Annotated in this window: 9 protein-coding genes; 5 read left to right on the top strand and 4 right to left on the bottom strand. The window is 71.7% G+C overall.

What is annotated here, in order from left to right:
* Positions 1–151: 151 nt before the first annotated feature.
* The gene (locus ABEA87_RS03770; RefSeq protein WP_345626046.1) at positions 152–9,367 is read right to left on the bottom strand and encodes a DNRLRE domain-containing protein; all 9,216 of its coding nucleotides are present in this window, start codon (positions 9,365–9,367) and stop codon (positions 152–154) included.
* Positions 9,368–9,718: 351 nt separating this feature from the next.
* On the opposite strand from ABEA87_RS03770, the gene ABEA87_RS03775 reads away from it, so the two are divergent.
* Positions 9,719–10,600 (top strand): AfsR/SARP family transcriptional regulator, encoded by an 882-nt coding sequence (locus ABEA87_RS03775; protein ID WP_345626047.1) that lies wholly within the window; start codon positions 9,719–9,721, stop codon positions 10,598–10,600.
* Positions 10,601–10,634: 34 nt separating this feature from the next.
* On the opposite strand, the gene ABEA87_RS03780 is transcribed toward ABEA87_RS03775, so the two are convergent.
* A complete protein-coding gene (locus tag ABEA87_RS03780; RefSeq protein WP_345626049.1) occupies positions 10,635–12,650 on the bottom strand; it encodes a ricin-type beta-trefoil lectin domain protein in 2,016 nt (671 codons plus the stop codon).
* Positions 12,651–13,696: 1,046 nt separating this feature from the next.
* On the opposite strand from ABEA87_RS03780, the gene ABEA87_RS03785 reads away from it, so the two are divergent.
* Positions 13,697–14,482 carry a hypothetical protein gene (locus ABEA87_RS03785; RefSeq protein ID WP_345626051.1) on the top strand — a complete coding sequence of 262 codons (786 nt, stop codon included), beginning with the start codon at positions 13,697–13,699 and terminating at the stop codon, positions 14,480–14,482.
* 198 nt (positions 14,483–14,680) lie between these two features.
* Here the strand turns inward: ABEA87_RS03785 and ABEA87_RS03790 are convergent, their stop codons facing one another.
* Positions 14,681–15,103: an SgcJ/EcaC family oxidoreductase gene (locus tag ABEA87_RS03790; protein WP_345626052.1), complete on the bottom strand. Its 423-nt coding sequence runs from the start codon at positions 15,101–15,103 to the stop codon at positions 14,681–14,683.
* Positions 15,104–15,346: 243 nt separating this feature from the next.
* On the opposite strand from ABEA87_RS03790, the gene ABEA87_RS03795 reads away from it, so the two are divergent.
* From ABEA87_RS03795 to ABEA87_RS03805, 3 genes are read left to right on the top strand one after another with little or no spacing between them, the layout of a single operon-like run.
* Positions 15,347–16,816: a DHA2 family efflux MFS transporter permease subunit gene (locus ABEA87_RS03795; RefSeq protein WP_345626054.1), complete on the top strand. Its 1,470-nt coding sequence runs from the start codon at positions 15,347–15,349 to the stop codon at positions 16,814–16,816.
* The gene (locus tag ABEA87_RS03800) at positions 16,806–17,795 is read left to right on the top strand and encodes an RNA polymerase subunit sigma-70 (protein ID WP_345626056.1); all 990 of its coding nucleotides are present in this window, start codon (positions 16,806–16,808) and stop codon (positions 17,793–17,795) included. Before ABEA87_RS03795 ends, ABEA87_RS03800 begins: the two co-directional genes overlap by 11 nt.
* The gene (locus ABEA87_RS03805) at positions 17,792–18,334 is read left to right on the top strand and encodes a maleylpyruvate isomerase N-terminal domain-containing protein (RefSeq protein WP_345626058.1); all 543 of its coding nucleotides are present in this window, start codon (positions 17,792–17,794) and stop codon (positions 18,332–18,334) included. Before ABEA87_RS03800 ends, ABEA87_RS03805 begins: the two co-directional genes overlap by 4 nt.
* A gap of 389 nt (positions 18,335–18,723) precedes the next feature.
* On the opposite strand, the gene ABEA87_RS03810 is transcribed toward ABEA87_RS03805, so the two are convergent.
* Entirely contained in the window at positions 18,724–19,263 is a 540-nt protein-coding gene (locus ABEA87_RS03810) for a DinB family protein (protein ID WP_345626060.1), read from the bottom strand.
* Positions 19,264–19,353: the final 90 nt, after the last annotated feature.

The raw sequence follows: 19,353 nt of genomic DNA on the forward strand, positions 1-19,353 counted from the left end.
ACGCGGAGCGTTTTCATGTCGCGCGGCATCGCGACGCGTTCGATCCGTAGGCGCCGGTGCGGGCCGCCCACAGCGCCGTACCCGAGCCGTGATGCGACCGGCGGCGCTGGTTGGCGTCGGCGGCGTGGCCACGCCGGCACGCGGCCACGTGTCACGGCGGGGCGGCTCCCTTGAAGACGTGCTGGATGACGGTGAGGAACAGGTAGAGCCACAGCCGCCAGCCGCTGAGATTCGGCGGGATGGGGCTGGGTAGGCCGGTGCGGTCGTACTTGAACCTTGTGATGTCGTAGCTCGAGGTGTCCGAGCCGGCGGAGTCCACCGGTGTCCGGCCGACCAGGTCCCCTCCGGCGTCCCCGATGGGCTCGAGCTCGGTACCCGGCCCGGTCGACTCCACGCCAGCCGGCTCGATCAGGTCGTCAAGGACCTGCTGCCGCCCGTAGTTGAGCCAGGAGTCCAGCCACGGCTGGGTGGTGGTGTCCACGGCGGTGCCCTGCGAGTCGACGGTGAACCGCGGCTTGCCGGGGCCCGGCTCGTTCGGCTCGTCCGGCCCGTTCGGTGGTTCGTCGGCGCTCGGCGGCGACGGCGGCTGTTCGCCTCCGTTCCCGGCGCCCTCGCCGCCCTGACCCGGCTCGGGGCTGTTGGGCTCCGGGGTGTCCGGCTCGGGCTTGGGTTGGTTGCCGTAGCGCGGCGCCGGCTGGTCGGGCGGGGTGCCGTCGTCCGGCGGCCCCTGGATGTCGTTGTTGGGGGTGTCGGGGTCGGTGGCGGTGGGCGGATCGGTGAACAGGTCGGCGACCTCGATCACCGCTCCGCGCAGCAGGCCCAGACCGCCGGCCAGCAGGGCGCCGACCTGGGTGACGTCCTTGGCGAGCTTGACGAAATACTTGCCGTGCGTGAGCCAGCTCGGCGGTGCCGGGGCGCGCTTGGGGTGCGGGCCGCCGTACACGTCCAGCGGCGGCGGGGGCGGGGGCGGCGGGAGGAACACCGGAGGGGCGTAGCAGGCCCAACTGCACCGGCCGCCGCCGCCTCCGTAGTAGCCGGTGGTGGAGCCGCTGGAGGATGCGCTGCCGCCACCCGAGTGGCTACCGCCACTGCTGAACGGCGGGAACGAACCGCCGCCCACGTCCCAGGGCAGGCCGAAGCCGAAGCAGATGATGTTGTGGTGGCTGCCGCCCCGGGTGCCGTACCCGATACACACCGAGCCGTGGCCGGTGGGGTCGGTGCTGGTCAGCGGCTGGCCGTTGGCGTAGCTGTAGCGGTTGGCGTTGATGGAGTCCGGTACCGGATTGTTGTTCCAGGTGTCCCGGCTGGTGAAGGCTCCGGTGCCCGGGTCGTAGCGGCGCGCGGCCATGTCCACCTGGCCGGTGGCCGGATCGGTCCAGTCGCTCTGGTACCCCAGGTCGGTCTGGGCGCCGGTGCTGGCCGTCTTGTTGCCGTACGGATCGTAGGCGGTTGAACCGGCCAGCGCACCGGTGGCCGGCGCGGTGGCGAACGTGCCGGAGACGTTGTCGTGCACGTCGGTCAGGGCGGCCAGCCCGCCGCCGCCCGCGTCGACCGACGCCAGGTCGCCGTCGGGATCGTAGGCGTAGCTCTGGTCATCGTCGGAGGCCAGCGTGTCGTCAATGCCGCTGTAGGCGAAGGTCTGGGTGTCCGCGCCGACGGAGCGGGTCACCTGGCGGCCGAGCGCGTCGTAGGCGTAGCCGACGCCGCCGGGTGCGGTGACGGTCTGGCCGAAGGCATCTGCGGTGGAACTCTGCGCGCCGCCGCCCGGCGGGGTGACCGACGCGCGGGTGCCGCGGGCCGTCCACCCGTAACTGGTGGTGGCGCCGTCGGTGGTCGAGCTGGTGAGCTGGTCGCGGGCGTCGTAGGTGTAGGTCGTCGCGCCGGCCGTGGTGAGGTTGCCCGACGCGTCGTACCCGTAACCGGTGGTGTTTTCGCCCGTGGTCGCCGAGGCGAGCCGGTCGGCCTGGTCGTAGCCGTAGCTCGTGCTGCCCGACCCGGCGTACCCGCTGGTGGTCTTCGTGGTCAGGTTGTCGTCGGCGTCGTATCCGTAGGTGGTCGAGCTGATCGGGGCGCCACCGGCGGCGGCCAGCGCGTCGCCGCTGGGCCGTCGCAGCGGGTCGTAGGTGTACCCGCGCGTGGGTCCGGTCCCGGTGGCGCTGGCGTAGCCGACGGAACTGACCAGCCCGTCGGCGTTGTACCGGTAGCTGGCCGTGGAGCCGGTGAGTGGATCGCTCAGCGTGGCCAGCCGGCCGGCCCGGTCGTAGCCGTAGCTGGTGGTGCCGGCGGTGTCGGTGCGGCTGGTGAGCCGGTTGTCGGCGTCGTAGCCGAAGCTCGCGGTGCCGGACGGGCCGGCGGTGGCGGTGAGGTTGCCGGCGTCGTCGTAGGTGAACTCATCGGTGCCGCCCGGCGCGCTGGCCGAGGTGAGCCGCCCGGCCAGGTCGTATCCGAAGGTCTGGTCGGCGGTGACGGCCTGCGCGCCGGTGCCGCTGCGCCGGGTCACGTCGCCGAGCTGGTCGTGGGAGGTGGTGATGGCGACGCCGCCGGGGGACGTCTGGGCGGCGGTCTGCCCGTCCGCGTCGTAGACGGTGGTGTAGGTGCGATCGGTGGGGGTGGCGGCGGTGGCGGGCTCGATGACCGACTCGGGCAGGTTCCAGGTGTTGTAGGTGGTCCAGGTGGTGTTGCCCCGCCCGTCGGTGACGGAGGTCTGGTTGCCGTCGGCGTCGTAGCCGTAGCTGGTGGTGATCGAGCTGTCCGGCGATACCGGCTCGATCTGCCGGACCAGCCGGTTGCCCGCGTCGTACTGGAAGGTGGTGGTGACCCCGCGTGCGGTGGTCGCGCTGGTCGGGTTGCCCACCGCGTCGTAGCCGATCGTCGCGGTGCGCAGCGGCGCCGTGGTGCCGCCGGATGGCGCCGTCCAGTCGGTGGTCGAGGTGAGGTTGCCGGCCTGGTCGTAGCCGTCGGTGGTGGAGGTGTTGTCGGGGTGGGTGACGCGGACCTGCCTGCCGGCGTAGTCGTAGCCGTAGCCGGTGGTGTTGCCGTAGGCGTCGGTGGCCGAGGTCAGTTCGCCGGCGTGGTCGTAGGCGAGGGTGCTGGCCACCCCGGTGGGGCTGGTGACCGTGGTGGCCTCGCCCTGGTAGTCGTACCCGTAGGTGGTGGTGTGGTACTGGATGCCGGTGTCCGAGCGCAGCGCCTGGGTGGTGGTGGCCACGTCGCCGAAGTAGTCGTAGGTCGTCTGGGTGATGGCACCGGTCGGATCCGTTGACGAGGTCTGCTCGCCGTCGCCGTCGTAGCCGTAGCTCCACCCGCCGGGCGCCGAGCGCCCGGTCAGCTGGGGGTCGGTGCGGCCGGTCAGGTCGCCCAGGGCGTCGTAGGTGTAGGTGGTGATGTTGCCTAGCGGGTCGGTGATCGCCGACGGCTGGCCGAGCCCGTCGTAGGCCTCACGGGTGGTTGCGGTGATGGTGGCGCCGCCGCCGGGTGGCGTGTAGGCCGGCGTCGTGGTGGCCACGGGGCGGCCGGCCTGGTCGTAGTCGGTGGTGGCGATGTGCCCGGCGGCGTCGGTGGACTGGGTGCGGTCGCCGAAGGCGTCGTACCCGGAGCGGGTCAGCGGGCGGACGGTGGTGGCGTTGCCCCCGTACGCCTGGGCGTCGACCGGTGCGCCGGTGACCGTGGTCAGCGATCCCGCCTCGTCGTAGCCGAAGTCGGTGGTGTAGTCCGCGGCGGTGGCTTCGGCGGCGTTGCCCCGCGCGTCGGTTATCGAGGTGGCCAGGCCCCGCTGGTCCACGCTCCACGTCGTGGTCAGGTCGACCGATGCATCGTGGATGGTGGCGGCGACCATCGCCCCGGCAGCGTTGTAGGCGTAGTCGCCGCGGCTGGCACCGGACGGGTCGCTAAGCGTCCGCGAGGTGACCCGGTCGGCCGCGTCGTAGGTGAAGGCCGTGGTCCGGTCGACGTATCCGGCGGTGGTGTGCCCGGCCGGCGGTGGGTCGAACACCACCCGGGTGGTGCGGCCGGCCGCGTCCACCGTGTAGTTGGTGACCGTGCTGGTCTTGACCGGCAGGTCGCTGGTCGCGGTGGCGACCAGGTTGCCGGCGGAGTCGTAGGTGTAGGCGGTCTGCCGGCCCGGCCCGGTCGGTGGTTGCTGCTGCGCGGCGATCAGGTCTTCGTTGTGGTCGTAGAAGTAGTTGGTGATGCGGCCCATGGCGGTGGTGCGGGAGGCGAGCAGCCCGGCCGGGTCGTAGGCGTCGGACTCCAGCGGGGTGTCCGTGCCGCCGCCGGGGTCGCCGGGGTCGGTGCCGCCGGCCCGCAGTGTCACCGATGTGGTCTCGCCGTACTCGTTGTACTGGTAGGCGAAGGTGTTGCCGTCCGCGTCGACCATCTCGACGAGGTTGCCCGAGCCGTCGTAGGTGTAGCCGGTGGTGGCCCCGGTCGGGTCGGTGATGCTGGCCGGGTTGCCGTTGTCGTCGTAGGTGTAGGTGGTGGTGCGGCTCGGGTCGCCGCCGGTGGTGTCGGCCTGCGTCGCGTCGGTGAGGTTGCCGTCCGGGTCGTAGGTGTAGCGCTCCGCCCGGGTGTGTGTCACACCGGTGATCTGGTTGTGCACGCCCGGGTAGGTCACGCTCAGCGGCTGGTTGACCGGGTTGTAGGTGTAGCCGGTGGTCAGGCCGTCGGGGAAGGCGTCGGTGTAGTCGACCTGGGAGGTGGGCCGCCCCAGGAGGTCGTAGCCGTAGCGAAGCCGCCGGCCGGACGGCTCGGTGAGCTGGACCAGGTCGCCGGCCGAGGAGTACGCGTAACCGGTGGTCGCGCCGTCGGGTGTGGTGGTCGACAGCAGCAGGCCGGCCGGCGTGGTGCCGCCGCCGTCGGCCGGTGTGCCCGCGGTGGAGTAGGTGTAGCTGGTGGTGCGTCCCGACGGGAAGTCGCTGGTGGCCGGGGTGGTGCTGGTGGCCAGTTGGCCCGCCGGGTTGTAGCTGTAGGAGGTGAGGTAGGTGGTGTCGGCCGCGGAGCTCGAGCGGGCGTCGCGCACACCGGTGAGGGTGTTGTTGCGCGGGTCCAGCGGGTCGGCGTCGTTGTACGCGTAGCTGTAGTAGGTCGTGCAGCACCCGGTGCCGGAGGCGGGCTGGGTCGGGTACCAGCTGCGGGAGACCACGTTGCCGTGCGCGTCGTTGGCCAGGCTGACCACGTTGCCGTCCTCATCGGTCACCTGGTCGAGGAAGCCGGCCGCGTCGTAGCCGAAGGTGCGCGTGTGCCCGGCGCCCCGGTCGTAGCTGACCAGGCGCCCGGCGTGCACCGCGTCGTACCCGTACACCTCGTCGCGCCCGGCCGGATCCACCACGGTGACGTGCCGGGTGGCCTCCCCCAGGGTCTCCGGCGAGCTGCGGTACCCGGTGGTCAGCGGCAGCTGGATCTGCCACTGTCCGCCGTCGCTGTCGGTGTAGGCCGAGGCCCGGTCGTGCCCGGCATCGTAGGAGACCTGGCCGCCGGCCCGGCCGGAGGGCAGCGTGATGCCGGTCAGCTCGGCGGATCCCCGGTCGGCCAGCGCGTCGTGCGCGCTGATCGCGGGCTGCCCGAGCGGATGGGGGTAGACCGCGACCTCGGCGATGGAGCCCTTGAAGTGGCCGGCCGGATCGGTGCTGATGACCGGCGAGGTGGCGGTGATGGCCGACGGCCAGTTCAGCCAGAACCCCGCGCCCACCACGTTGTGGGTCATGCTGCCCTGGTCGATGCGCCCGGCCAGGGTGCCGACCAGGCCGCCGTCGAGGTACAGCGACTGGGTGGTGCCGGCGGCGGACAGCACGACGTGGTGCCAGTCGCCGTCGGCGACGCTGTCCGGCGTCGTGATCGGATCGACGGATCCGTTCCAGAACTCGCCGCGCAGCTTGCCGTCTCCGCCCACGTACAAGGCCGGGTTGTGCCGGTCGGCGTTGCCGGTCGTGGAGTTCGCGGTCAGCGGGTCGGCCTGGTAGCCGTACAGCACCCCGCCGCCGCCGGCCGCTTTGAACCACAGGTCCACCGTCACGTAGGTGCTGTCGGAGACCAGGTTGTCGGCCAGGGTCACCGACGAGCTGTACCCGTTGAAGGTGGCGGCGCTCTGCGCCGGCCCGGCCAGCGGCCCGGGGGCGCCGAGCGTCACGTTGGTGTAGGTGCCGCTGTCGGTGCCGAGGTTGACGTCGGTCTGGCTGGTCGCGGCGGTGGCTGCCGGGTCGTCGCCGAGCCGGTAGTACGCGCGGGGCCCGTCGTTGAGCACGGCGCTGCGGTAGTGCGAACCGGTGGCGGCGTAGTCGTAGGAGGTGCAGCCGCCGGTGGGCAGGCAGACCTTGGTCAGCCGGTCCCCGTCGTAGGTGTAGCTCCAGGACAGGCCGGGCTGCCCGGCCGACGGCGCGTCCGTGGTGACCGTGGCGACGTGTGCCACGGTGGTGCCGTCCGGCACGATCCAGCTCAGATGCAGCGCCCGGCCCGAGGCTGCGTCGGTGATGGTGGCCAGGTGCCCGGAACCGTCCACCGTGTAGGTCTGCGCCAGTCCGTTGCGGTCGGCGATCCGGCGCAGCCCGCCGGTAGCGGCGAAGTCGTACCGGTACCCGGACGCGTCCCGCAGCGACCAGCCGCCGTCGCTGTCGTGCACCAGCACGTCGGGGCTGCCCATCGGTGGGGCGAACGTCGCCGTGCCGTTGTTGGCGAAGCGCTGCTCGGTGCCGTCGGCGGTGGTGACCACCACGTTGCCCGATCCGTCGTCGTCCGGGCTCACCCGCATGTCCGTGGTCGTGGACCAGCCCGCACCGAACGCGCCGTCGGTGCGCGGGTCCAGGCTGTGGTAGTCGCGGGCGATGCGCAGCGGTGGTCCCGCCACGGCCACCGCCGCGTCCACCGCCCCGGTGGTGTAGTCGCCGGTCTGCGGATCGGCGGGCCGGCCGGACGGGTCCGCCAGATGTGAGCTGAGCTCCGGCTGGGGCACCGCCGGGGTGATGGACACCGGCCCGACCGTGGTGGAGGTGGTGCCGTCGCTGGCGGTGACGGTCCAGCTGTAGGGCTGGTTCCACGTCATCGCCTGGGTCACCGTCCAGTACGGAACCGGCAGTGGGCCCGAGGTGATGATGCTGGCCGGGCAGGTGATGCCGGGCAGCGGGTGGCAGGTGAGGCTGAAGTTGTAGGTCAGCGCCTTGCCGATCGGGCTGGACGCGGAGGTGGACAGCTGCGGGGTCACCGTCGGGGACAGGAATCCCGTGGGTGGGTACACCCCGGCCACCACCGGCGGCGGGTCCGGCACGTGCAGGCCGACCGCGTAGGGCGCCACGCCCTGGGACGTGAACGACACCGGTGAGGAGGTGTTCGCCGAGGCGTACATGTCGAAGTTGAGGGCGAAGTCGCCCACCGGCAGCGCCTTGACGTTGGCGTTGACATACACCGACCCGCCGGGCGGCACGCTCGCGGGCATCGGGGTGAACACCGGGTGGTCGGCCACCAGCTTGCCGTGGGTGTCGTAGACCCGGTAGGACAGCTCGAAGCCGTTGGTCGCGGTCCAGGTGTCCGCGCCGGTGTTGGTCAGCTTCAGCCGGATCGAGCCGTCCTGGTTGGGCCAGACCTGCTTGACCGGCTGTGGGGAGACCAGTGCGTACGTGGCGCCGTAGCGGGTGTAGGTGAGGGACAGAAACGGGTCGCCGGTCGGGTTGTTGTCCGAGGTGAACCGCTTCCACCCGTAGCTGGACCCCGACGACGCGCCCAGCGCGAGCCCGTTGTTCGCCTTCGTCCCGTGCGTCCATCCGTTGATCAGGTCGTTGCCGCCCTGCCCGAGGTCAATGCCCTCCCATTTCGACGGGCACGGCGAGGAGCCGTAGGGATCGGACTTCCAGCCGGACGCGAAGGACTTGGACGCGATCGCCTTCCCGGTCGAGGGCCCGGGCCAGGATCGGGTGCCGCTGGCGGTCCACGACTCGGTGACCGGGTAGACCTCCACCGGCCGGGCCTGGCAGCTGTAGGACCACGAGTTGAACAGGCCCAGCCGGGCACCCAGAACGTTGTTGTTCCTCAGCGCCGAGGACACGCTGTCGAACTTGAGGAACGACTTGGCGACGTGGCCGCCGCTGTCGTACGTGCCGACCTTGATCTCCGACTCGTCGGAGTGGTCGGCGGATTCACCCGACATCACGTAGGTGGTGGCGCCCGACTTCACCGACTCGACGCTGGGGTCCACGGTCACCGGGAACACCCGCCGCGGGTCGCGCAGCCAGGCCGCGTCGAGGTCCACCCGGATGGCGGGCGAGCCGGAGACCGTGGCCAGCGAGTACCGCACCCCGTCGGAGCGGGCGCCGTCGCCGGTGCGCGGGTCCATCGCGGAGTCCGTCATGAACCCGGCCGGCACCACCGCGCGGACGGTACCCGCGGAATCGGCGAAGGCCACCGAACCGTCGGGCGTCGCCACCGCGTGCAGGCCGTCCAGGCGCAGCGGGAACACCCAGCTGGTCGGGGCGTCGGCGGAGCGCAGCACCAGGCTCTCCTTGACCGATCCGGCCCCGGCGGCGAAAACCACATCGGCATCGGGCCGCGCACCCGGGTAGGTCACCTGGTTGCCGGAGATCCGGCCCGCCACGTGCGCGGCACCGCCCAGCGCGAAGCCGACGCCGTGCGACCCGTCCAGCGGCAGCCGCACGAGGGTGACCGCATCGGCGTACCCGCCGAACGCCTCCGGCTGCGGCGCCGAGCGCACGGTCCAACCCGGCGCCGGGCCGGTCGCGGCGGCCGACGGCTGGGTCGCCGGGCCGGTCGTCGCCGGCGCGGAACCGGTTGCCGGCGCGCTCGCGGCCGACGGCGCCGGGCCGCTGCTGGGCGTGGGGTTGCCCGCCGGTACCAGCGTCGGGTCGATCGGCACCCACGACCCGTCCGGGCGCCGCCAGTTCACCGGCGCCTGGTACACCTTCATCGTCTGGGTGCCGTCGGCGTTGGCGTAGACCTGGCGGTCAGCGCCCCGCTCACCGGTCAGTTCATGGCTGGTCGCCGGGTCGTACCCGGTCTTGGTGTCCCCCGGCGGCGCCGGCAGGACCCGTAGCGCGTCGTCGCGGGAACCGCTGACCGGCAACGTCAGCGGCGACGGCGGGGCGGCCTGCGGCACCGCACCGGGAGCGCGACCCAACGCGGGTGCGACCGGGGTACCGGCGGCAGACACCTTCCCGTCGACCAGCTGCGCCATGGTGGCCGTCGTCGGTACCCGCGAGGGGCGGCCGGCGGCCGAGCCCCACACCGGCTGGCCCGGGCTGTGCCCCACCGGCATCCGTGCCGGTGAATCGGCCACCGCGATGACAACCAGGACCGACGCCGTGACCGCCAGCACCGTCCCGGCCGCCGTATGGCGGTGGCGCACCCGACGCAGAAACCCGCCTCGCATGTGTCCATCTCCTCCGCTCGCCCCGTCAGAAGCGCAGGTGGCGGCGGGCCACACGCAACGCGGACCCGCCCGACCGGGGACAGCCTCGCCGGCGCCGGTAGAGGCGCGGGAAAGTACGGGCATAGCGATCTGACCGCGAGCCGGTGAGAGTGGCGCGACCACTCGAGCGGCGACCGGCTTGCGAGGTGACCGGCTCATGGACACCAGACGAACGGGACCCGTCCGGCTTCGCAACAATCCCTCTCAACGGGACGATCTCCAACGATGGCAAGACCATTGGCAAGGCGCGGCAGGCAGGCTGTCGCCGTTGAGACACCTCGTCGCAGACCGTACAGGGGAAGGGAATTCGCGATGCCGACCGCCACGAGCGCCGCCCCGGCAACGTCTGACGGCGCGCAGGCACCCGGGCCGGCTGGGCCGTCACCGCACCGCGCCGGCGACGCCCGGTACCGGATCCTCGGCCCACTGGAGATTCGCCTCGGTGACCACTGGCTGCCCGTACGCCAGCCGAAGTGGCGCAGCCTGCTGGCCACCCTGCTGGTCGAGGCCAACCGGGTGGTGCCGGTCACGAGGTTGGTCGCCCAGCTGTGGGGGGAGCGCCCGCCGCCGTCCGCGGCGAAGCTGGTTCAGCTCTACGCCGGGCGGCTGCGCCGTACCCTGCACGACCCGGACGGGGCGCGGTTGGTGACCCGCTCCCCCGGTTACCAGTTGCGGACCGTGTCCGGGGAGCTGGACCGCGACGTGTTCGACGACCACCTCCGCGCCGGCGAACGAGCATTGGACGCGGGCGATGCCGAGCAGTCGTTGCGCCGCCTGGACGCCGCGCTGTCACTGTGGTCCGGGCCGGCGTTCGGTGACATTTCCGGGGTCCCGGTCGTGGACGCGGAGCGGATGCGGTTGGAGGAGCTGCGGCTGTCGGCCATGGAGACCCGGGTGGACGCGCTGCTGGCCTGCCAACGGTATCTGGCCGTGCTGCCGGACCTGACCGCGTTGGTAGTCGACCACCCGCTGCGGGAGCGGCTGCGCGGCCAGCTCATGCTCGCCCTCTACGGTGCCGGGCGGCAGGCGGATGCCCTTGCCACATACCGGGATCTGCAGCGGCGGCTGGACACCGAGCTGGGCATCCAGCCGGCACCGTCGGTGCAGCGCCTGCACCTGGCCATCCTGCGGGCCGATCCGACGCTGGAGCACCATGGCCTGCACTGGACGGCATCGGGTCCGCCGGCCTGGTGAGGCCCGCGGACCCGGTGCGGGTGTGCCACAGCGGTCAGGACAGCGCCCACGTCTGGTCGGCCGCGGCTGAGCAGGTGGAGATGACCAGCTGGGTACCGTTGAGGGTGGCGGCGAACGGGTCGGTCAGGCACAGCCCCGATTCGGGGTTGAGCAGGGTACCGTCGGGGCGAACGAGCCACTGCTGGGCGCCGGTGCCGTTGCAGCTGTGCGCCTGGACCGGCGTGTCCGGCGTCTTGCCCGACGCCTTCACGTCCACGCACACCCCGGCCACTCGGATCGTGCCGTCGGATTTGACGGAGAAGGTCTGCGCGGACGTGCCGTTGCAGGTCCAGATCTGGATCGGGTTACCGTCGGTGGCCTTCCCGCCGCTGTCGTTGGCGCACAGGTTGCTCGGCACACCGGAGACCAGCCGCACCGCCGCCGACGCCGGTACCGCGGAAGGCAGGGTCCACCGCTGGTTGACGATGCCCTTGCAGTTGTAGATGACCTGCTGGGTGCCGTTGGTCGTGGTAGCGCTCGGATCGTCCAGGCAACGGCCGGAGTTCGGGTTGATCAGTTCGCCGCTGGGGCCGACGCGCCACTGCTGCCCGACCGTGTGGTTGCAGTGGTACAGGTGCGCCGGATCGTTGTTGGCGGTTCCGCTGACGGTCAAGCAGGCGGTGCCGATGCGGATCGTGCCGTCGGTGGAGAGGGTCCACCCCTGGTTGGCGGTGCCGTTGCAGGTCCAGATGGTCACCGGGCTGCCGTCCGCGGTGCTGCCGTCGTCGTCGAGGCACTTGCCGTACACGCCGGAGGGCAGCGGGCCGGTGATGCTGCCGGTGCTCGAAAAGGACATCGGCCCCTGCGGCGTACCCAGACCGGTAGGGCCGTCGTAGCCGGTACCCGCGTTGCACAGGTACGTCACGCTGCACGTGCCGTCCGTCCCGGCGGTCACGTCGTTGAGAATCGCGGCGCCGGCGTACGGGTAGGCTGCCGGGTACCCGGTGGAGGGTGGCGTGCCGGCCAGCCCGTACGCCGCCGCCACCAGCGGGGCACCCACGCTGGTGCCGCCGCCGACCAGCCAGCCGGCGGCGTTGAAGCTGTTGTAGTACGCGACGCCGGTGGCCGGGTCGGCGACCGTCGCGACGTCGGCCACGGACCGGTTGGCGCACCCGGTGTCGTGCTGCCACGCCGGCTTCGGGTCGTAGGCGGAGCAGCCCGCCGAGGCGAGCCCGTACGCCGACTCCGACCAGCCCCGCCACCCGGTACCGGTACGGGTCAGCGTGGTGCCACCGACCGCGGTGACGTACTGCGAGGCGGCAGGATAGTTGACGCCGTACCCGCTGTCACCCGCGGCCACGGTGACCGCGACGCCCGGGTGGTTGAAGTAGGTGTTGTCGTAAAGCAGGTTGTTGCTGTCCTCCGGTCCGGCATAGCTGTTGGACACGAACCTCGCCCCCAGGAATACCGCGGTGTTCACCGCGGAGCCCAGATCGCTGATGTTCGCGCTGTTCGCCTCCACCAGCAGGATGCGGCAGTTGGGACAGGCGGCGGAGACCATGTCGAGATCGATCGCCGTCTCGTTGGCCCAGGCCGGATCCGGCACGGGGAAGGTGGTGCCGCCGTTCTGGTCGACCCGGGTCAGGCAGCCGCTCGCCACCGTGCACGCCGGCAGCCCGAACTGGCTTCGGTATACGGCCAGGTCCGCCTCGGCGTTGGGGTCGTCGAAGGCGTCCACCACCGCGATGGTCTGCCGGCTGCCCGAGTAGCTGGACGGCAGCCCGTACGCGGCCTGCAGGTCGGCCGGCGCGAACCCGGGCGGCGGGGGGGCGGCCGGCTGCACGCCCGTGCCGGCGCCCAGGTCGGTGCGCACCAGGGCGGTACAGGCCATCTGCCCCGGGGCCGTGGACGGCGCGCACGCCGCGCGTACCCCGTCCGGCAGCTCGGCGACCGCCGTCACCGTCGCGGCCGACCCGGCCGGGCCAGCGGCGAGGGCCGGCGACCCGCCGACCGTCACCGCGACGGCCAGCCCGGCCGTCACGGTGATTTTCGCGAGCTTGGTTCTGAGCACCCAACTTCTCCTTTGGACGCGGTTGCTCCGGCTATGAACACTTCGAGGTGATCGGATAGAAGGTCGAAGCGATGACCACGACGGCGTCGGCGCACCGGATGTCACCGGCCGCGCCGCCCGGGTGTCGGTAGCGTGGACGAACCCGTCGCAGGCCTGGAGACACAGGGGCGCTTCGGGCGCTGGCATCCGGACGCCGCGCACGATCCCGTCCCGCCGCGCACGCGCCCTCCCACCGCCGGCCGCCCTAGGCCCGGGCGGTGGCCGTCCCCCGCCCGATAGTGGCCAAGACAAGGGTGGCCGAGGACGGTAGAGGACCTGGAAAGTATCGGTAGAGCGATGGATCGGCCTCGAAGTAGGGGTGCGGCATGGGCCCAAACGCTCTAGACCGGACGCTCGGCCCGGGGAAGGGTTCTTAGGTCCTCAAGGGTGGCGGATCGGCGGATCAACCTCGGTCGCCGGCTACCCCTGCGCGCGGGACTGCTCGGTGCGCGTCGACCTGGCCGTACACGGTCATGGTGTGGCCCGCGCGTTCGACCCGCAGGTCCGGCAGCAGCCGCCGCAGCCAGCGCATGACGATGTGGTTGCCGCAGAGCACGTCGCATCGCAGATGTGGTGGTGCCGACGGCGGCGACGACGTCCGAGCTCGCACACGAGCAGGTCGCCGATCCCCCGCCGCCGGTACGCCTCGGCGACAACGATGCCGACGTCGACCGTGCGCTCGGCGACGGGGACAGCGCGTTCAGAAACGTGCCGACCGACCCACCGTCCCGGCAGTGGGCCGGCCGGATCACCACCCTGGTCTCGACGACCATGGTTGGGGCGCGGTCTCGGCCATGGCACGTCCTTCCAGCGCTATCGGGTCTGCCGAGCACTATGCGGTGGCGGGTCGCACCGCCGCTACCCGCGAAAGCGGGTAACCGCATCGCGGCGGGGTCAGCTTCCCGCGAGCCGCTTACCGTGGGCGGGTTGCGCGGCGGTGGTTCACTTACACGCTGGAGGCCGGCGTGCGATGTCTTGACCATCCGATGGGTGGAGTGGAGGCGACAGTGGGCAGTCATGGCGGGGCGATCCAGGTGTATGGCCCCTCCCGGATGCGCTGGTCGGCCCCGCTGCTGGCTCCGCCGGCCAGTAGCTACATGTCCTGGGCGATCGTCCTGGTCGCGGGCACTGGAGCGGCGCTGCAGACAACGCACCTGTGGCTGCCCGGCCTAGCCCTGATCGGCCTGGCCGCGCTCATGACTGTCCTCCTTGTGGCGACTGCGCTCATCCGACCTCGCGTGGTCCTCGCCGGGCGTGAGCACCTCAAGACCTGGCAGGGCGTCGAGACGGCCTGCGTGGTCGTCCAGCGGGCCTGGCCGGCCGTCAGGAGCATGACGGGTGTCAAGAATGTCCGGCCGGTTATCGAGGACGCGCGATGGGATCTGGCGTGCCTCATCGCCAGCCGCGGCCGCCTGTCCGGGGCGTGCAACGAGGCCAAGTGGGCCGGGTACGGCCTGGATGATGACGACCCGCTACGCGGTGAACTCGCCACGCGACGCGACCAGCTCGCCGGTCACCTGTCGTCGATGGACGCCGAGATCGCCGCGCGTGCCGATCGGCTGCGATCGTTGGCGGACCGCTGTGCACGCTTCGCCTCCCATCAGGGCGCCCTACGTTGGGCGCCGAAGGTGGCGCGTCGCGCTCGACGGGCCGTACAGGCCGCGGACTCGGCGATGATGGACGAGGCCGCCTGGCGGGTCCGTCCCGATCCCGCGACGGACGTCTCGGAGCGGACCGAGGCGGTGCTGGCCGCGTACCGGGAACTGACCGCGATACCGGGGTACCGCCGGTAGCGGCGGCACGGCGGCACGGCGGGGTGACCCGCTCTCTACCCCTGCGATCCTCGCGGGTTGACCAACTGGTCCATCGGCTTGCGGGGGGGCGTCCCGCTGGGCGAGACCGTAGGCACGGCGCGGTGCGCCCACCACCCCGACCACCGGATACACGGTCAGGGCCGGGTGGGCCCTGACCGTGCACGGTGGCGGCCGAGGTCAGGCGGCCGGACAGTCGTGGTAGGCCTCGATGAGCCATCGTCCGGTTCGGCGGGACAGGACCCAGGTCGCGAGCGACCACCGGTCGTCGGAGGGCGCGCTCTGGCCCGGGAACGCCGTGCCGCTCCGGCTGGTCACGATGGCCGTGGCCTGGTCGAGGAACCGCACGCCGCGTATCTGGTGGATGCGCCGGGTTCCCTTGAGCTGCGCGGCGAAGGCCTCCGCCATCCTGGTCCGGATGTCGGCCCTGTCGAGCAGGGCGAGCCCGGGCACGATCGCGGTCGCGTCCTCGGCGTAGTGATCGACGAACGCCGCCGCGTCGTTGTCCCCCCACGCCTGTGATACGGCGTCGACGACCGCGCGCACCGCGCGCTCGTCCCCGACGAAAGCCGATCCGTTGCTGGGGGATGCTGTCGAATCCATGTTCTTGCCTCCACGTTGCTGGTCTGTGATGTCGTACGCCGCCGGTGGTCGACAGGTCCTCGGCACTTCCGGCGACGTCGGTACAGACTCCGGCCGAGCGCCGCATCAATCGGCGCCGGCCGCGGAAAATGTGGGCCGCCGGCCGGGTCGACGACGCGGGCCGGACAAGGTCGCCCGTTCACCGATGCATTTCGCGCGCCGATCGGGTCTGTATGAGCGACGACCTGATGAGAGGACCGCACAATGACCGTCGCGCAGACCCGCAGACCGGCCCCGCTGGGCTGGGTGCTGGTCGTGACCGCCGTGGCCGCGCTCGTGGTGGCGCTGGACCAGTTGGTGGTGGCCACCGCCCTGCAGACCATCCACGAGGACCTGAACGCGAGCATGTCCAGCCTGGAATGGACCGTCAACGCCTTCAGCCTGAGCTTCGCCGCCCTGATGATCCCGGGTGCCGAGATCGGCGACCGGATCGGCCGCAAGCGTGCGTACCTGGGCGGCCTGGGCCTGTTCGCCGTGGCCTCGGCGGCCTGCGCGCTCGCACCCAATATCGGGCTGCTCGTCGCCGCCCGCGTCGTGCAGGGCGCGGGCGGTGCGCTCATCTCTCCGGCCGCGCTGGCACTGCTGACCGCGGCCACGCCGCCACGCAAGCGCGGCGCCGTCATGGGGATCTACGCGGCGGTCATGGGCCTCGCCGTGGTGGGCGGCCCGCTCGTCGGCGGGGCGGTCACCGAGGGCATCGCGTGGCAATGGATATTCTGGATCAATGTGCCCGTCATCGCACTTGTGCTGCCGTTCGCCGCGGTCAAACTGGACGAGATGAAGGGAAATCGCGTTCGCGTCGACCTCGTCGGCCTCGTTCTGGCCGCCGGATCGATGTTCTGCCTGGTCTGGGCGCTGGTCCGCTCGGGCGCGGCCGGCTGGGACAGCGGTGAGGTTCTCGGCACCCTCATCGGGGGCCTGGTCCTACTCGCCGGGTTCGTCGCCTGGGAGCGGCGCGCAGCGGCGCCGATGATGCCGATGACGCTGTTCAGTGTGCGCGCGTTCGCCGCCGGAAACGCCTCGGCGCTGCTGCTGACCGCGTCCCTGTTCAGCACCGTGTTCTTCCTGGCCCAGTACCTGCAGCTCGCGCTCGGGAACACGCCGCTGGGTTCCGGGCTGCGGTACCTGCCGTGGACCGTACCGCTGCTGGTCATCGCGCCGGCGGCCGGCCGGGTCCAGGACAGGATAGGGCCGCGCTGGCTGATCTCCTTCGGCCTGCTGTTGCAGGGTCTGGGCCTGGTGTGGCTGGCGATCGCCGCGCACCGTCACGTCGGCTACCCGTCCTGCGTCGCCGCGCTGGTCATCTCGGGCATCGGCACGTCGATGGCGATGCCGGCCCAGCAGAGCGCGGTGATGACATCGGTTTCGCCCGCCTCCATGGGCAAGGCGGCCGGCACGTTCAGCAGCGTCCGGCAACTCGGTGGGGCGCTGGGGATCGCGGTGCTCGCGGCGGTGTTCGCCGCGAACGGCAGCGACCGTTCCCCCGCGCAGTTCGCCGACGGCTTTTCGGCCGCGATCCTCGCCGCGGCGCTCATGGCATTCCTCGGCGCGGTCTTCGGACTGTTCGCCCCCGGTCGCAGCTCGGTGATGGGCCGTGCCGAGGGCACGGGGAGCGCTCCCGCTCCTGCCACTCCGGCTGGCCCGGCCGCTCGGGAGGGTGTCGGTGTCAGCTGACGCGCACGTGCTGGACGACGAGTTCGTCCAGCGCGCCGACCCCTACCGGCGAGAACTGCTGGCGCACTGTTACCGCATGCTCGGATCGCTGCACGATGCGGAGGATGTCGTGCAGGAGACGCTCATCCGGGCCTGGCGGGGCTACGAGAATTTCGACGGGCGGTCCTCGATCCGCACCTGGCTGTACCGGATCGCCACCAACGCGTGCCTGACGGCGCTGCAGTCCCGCCACCATCGGGTCCTGCCGTCGGGTCTCGGTACGGCAACCGACGGCTCAGCCACCACGAACCTGTCCAGGGTCGACGGGGTGCCCTGGCTCGATCCCATACCGTCGGGGCAGCTCAGCGAGCGTTGGGATGACCCGGCGACGATCGTCGCGATCCGCGACAGCACCCGGTTGGCGCTCCTTGCCGCGTTCCAGCGGCTTCCCCCTCGGCAGAGGGCCGTACTGCTCCTGGTCGAGGTGGTCGGCTACCGGCCCGCCGAAGCGGCCGAATTCCTGGCCATCTCCGCTGCCGCCGCCCGCAGCCTGCTGCAACGCGCAAGGGCGACCCTGGCGGCCGACGAGCCCTCCGACGTCAGGAGCCCGGCGATCGCCGGTGCCGACGACGCGGTCCTCGACAGGTACATGGCCGCGTTCGAAGCCGCGGACACCGCGGCGATCGCCGCACTGCTGCGGGAGGACATCGCGTACGAGATGCCGCCGATACGCACCTGGTTCCGGGGCAGGGCCGCCGTGGTCGACCACCTGGTGCGCCGCGTGTTCAACCGACCCCGACGGGCCATCCCCACCTCGGCCAACGGGTACCCGGCGCTGGCGACCTATGCCGAGGACGGTGATGGGGGGTTCGTCGCGCACGCGATCCACGTCCTGGAAACCGACGGCGAGTCGATCGCGCGCATCGTGGTGTTCCTCAACCCCACGATGTTCCCGTCGTTCGGCCTGCCGGCATCGTTGCCGGCATCGGTGACGTCATGACCGGGCGCTCACCCGCACTGGGATTGCTGGCGTGGGCGGCCGGTGTGGCCAGCGCGAGCATCAGCGGCGCCGTCCACGCCGACCCCAGGAGCCCGACTCCGTGCGCGGAGTGGGACCTGGGGATACTCGTGCGCCATGTCGCCGACTCCGCCGCGACCATCCGGGAGCTCCTCGAAGGCAGCCCGCCAGCGGGCCCACCACCGGCCGGTTGCGGCGCGGCCCGGGCCGAGTTGAGACGGCTGGCCGAAGCGATCGACTCCACGCCACCCAACCGTCCCGACCTCGACCTGACGGCCCTGACCGGCGCCTATGAACTCGCGGTGCACGCGTGGGACATCGACCGGGCCACCGGTCGCCCCGATCAGCTGCCGATCGGTCTGGTCGACACGCTGCTCGTCTACGCGCCCGCGGTGCTGGGCGAGATCGAGCGTTGCGGACTGTTCGCCGCCGAAGTACCACCCCTGGAGACTCGCACCGACACCGACCGGCTACTGGCGATGTTCGGACGGCGAGGCAACCAACCGTTACGAGGGGATTGACCCGAGCGCCGCCATTGGGCGCGCGGACCTGACACACCAAGACAACGTCCGGGAGTTGAGGCCGTCAAGCTCACCGCAGCGACCTCGGACGGAACCCACGGCCACGGCCAGGGGCCGAGCAGGCCGCCTGCCAGCTCAACGAAACCCCGTGATCTCGTTGGGCTGGCAGGCGTGCGTTGCGTCCCGCACGGGCTCAGTCGGTCACCTGGCTCGCGTACGCGCTGGTGCCCGGCAGGAGGATCGCTACGGCTGTGGCCAGACCGAGCGCGAGTGTGGCTGTTCTCCCGAGTCTCATGGGGGGCGTCTCCTTTCTGATGTCGCGACGTCCAGTCGCGGCATCGGAAACGGGAGCGGCCGAACCTCCGCGGCGCGCGCTCGCACGCTCTGGCTCACTGACCGGTCGATCCGTCCACGGACTCGCGGATGAGGTCGGCGTGCCCGCTATGCCGCGCGTACTCGTCGATCACCGTGACCAGGATCCACCGCAGGCTCGGCGGCTGGCCGTCGGGCCACGCGCGCCGGGCCCGTTGCCCCAGGTCACCGGCTGCCAGCGCCTGCGCCACCAAGGCCCGGGAGCGGTCGGCGGCCTCACGCCAGAACGTGAAGAGCTGCTCGGGTGAGTCCTCGGCGGCCGACTGCCAGTCCCGGTCCGGGTCCGCCTTCCAGTCCACGGTGTTCCACGGGGCGGCCGTTTCTCGCGCGTGCAGCGCGTAGGAGAACCAGTAGTCCTCGACCCGGGCTAGGTGCTTCAGCATTCCGCCGAGGGTCATCGGGGACGGCCCAAGCCGCGCCGCGAGACCGGCCGCGTCCAGCTCGGAGCACTTCCACGCCAGGGTCGCCCGCTCGTACTCCAGGAAGCCCAGCAGCGTGTCGGTTTCGTCGGCCGAGGTGGGCGGTCGAGGGCGGTGCTGCTCGTCCAGGTCGCTCATGAACGGCGAGTCTAGGTAGCCGCGATCGTCCCTGGTACACCCTTAAGCCGACGCTGAAAGGGTGGCGCCAACCGACTTTCGCCCCGCATA

It is taken from the genome of Rugosimonospora acidiphila (assembly GCF_039543385.1).
Classification (GTDB): Bacteria; Actinomycetota; Actinomycetes; order Mycobacteriales; family Micromonosporaceae; genus Rugosimonospora; species Rugosimonospora acidiphila.